Below are 1,249 nucleotides of genomic sequence, written 5' to 3' on the forward strand. Positions count from 1 at the left end.
GGCTGTGGCCGATTAGCGGTGGTCGACCCTGCGGGCCAGCCAGTCGCCCAGCAGCTGCACGATCTGCACCAGCAGCAGGATGATCACCAGGGTCACCAGCATGATGGTCGGCTCGTAACGCTGGAAGCCGTAGTTGTAGGCCAGGCGGCCCAGCCCGCCGCCGCCGACCAGGCCGGCCATCGCCGAGTAGCCGATCAGCGTGACGATCGTGGTCGTGGTGGCGGCCACCAGGCCGGGCAGGGCCTCGGGAACCATCACCTTGCGGATGATCTGCATCTTGGTCGAGCCCATCACCAGGGCGGCGTCCACCTTGCCGGAGGAGACATCACGCAGCGCGGTCTCCACCAGGCGGGCAAAGAACGGCACGGTGCCGATGGTCAGCGACACCGAGGCCGCGATCGGCCCCAGCGCCTGGCCGACGACCAGTGCCGCGAACGGGATCAGGGCCACCATCAGGATGGCGAACGGGATCGACCGGGTGATGTTCACGATGATGCCCGAGAGCACCACGTTCAGCCAGCGCACCGGGGTCAGCCCGCCCTTGTCGGAGGTGTGCAGCAAGATGCCCAGCGGCAGGCCGATCAGCACCGTGAAGATCCCGGAAATCGCGGTCATCTGCAGGGTTTCGACGGTCGCCGGCCACATGGCCTTGGTGATCCCCGGATTGGTCAGCAGGTCGTTGAAAAATTCGTTCACTTTCCGCTTCCCTTCAGAGCCACGGCGACGTCAATGGATTCGAGGTAGGCCACCACTTCTTCGGTGTTGGCGCTGGCCGGCAGCTGGATGCGCAGCCGGGCGAACTGGTGCTCGCCCATCTGTTCCACCGAGCCGGCCATGACGTTGACGTCCATGTCGAAGTGCCGGGACAGCCCGGACAGCACCGGCTCGTTGGCCTGGGCCCCGGAGTAGATGATGTCCAGCACCGGGCCCTGCCCGGCGGCTGCGGCGCTTCGCCGGGCAACGGCAGCAAGGTGGCCGCCAGGGTGGAGCCGGGGGTGTTGATCACGCTTTCCAGGTCCCCGTGCTCCACGATGCGCCCGGCCTCCAGCAGGGAGACCGAATCGCAGGCCTGCTTCACCACGTGCATTTCGTGGGTGATGATCAGCACCGTGATGTTCAGCCGGTCACGCAGGGCCTTGACCAGGTCCAGGATCTCATCGGTGGTCTTCGGGTCCAGGGCGCTGGTCGGCTCATCACACAACAGCACGTCCGGGTCGGTGGCCAGGCGCGGGCGATGCCCACGCGCTGG

General features: G+C 66.8%; 2 protein-coding genes. Both read right to left on the bottom strand.

What is annotated here, in order from left to right:
* Positions 1-12 precede the first annotated feature (12 nt).
* Positions 13-645: a methionine ABC transporter permease gene (locus JCM19049_RS14550; protein WP_054821929.1), complete on the bottom strand. Its 633-nt coding sequence runs from the start codon at positions 643-645 to the stop codon at positions 13-15.
* Positions 646-692: 47 nt separating this feature from the next.
* Positions 693-923, bottom strand: a complete 231-nt coding sequence (locus JCM19049_RS22775; RefSeq protein ID WP_054821928.1) for an NIL domain-containing protein — start codon at positions 921-923, stop codon at positions 693-695.
* Between the last annotated feature and the right edge of the window lie 326 nt (positions 924-1,249).

This window comes from Arthrobacter sp. JCM 19049 (assembly GCF_001310435.1).

Coding starts and splice junctions, on each gene's coding strand:
- JCM19049_RS14550 (WP_054821929.1), bottom strand. CDS start 645: ATGTGGCCGGCGACCGTCGAAACCCTGCAGATGACCGCGATTTCCGGG.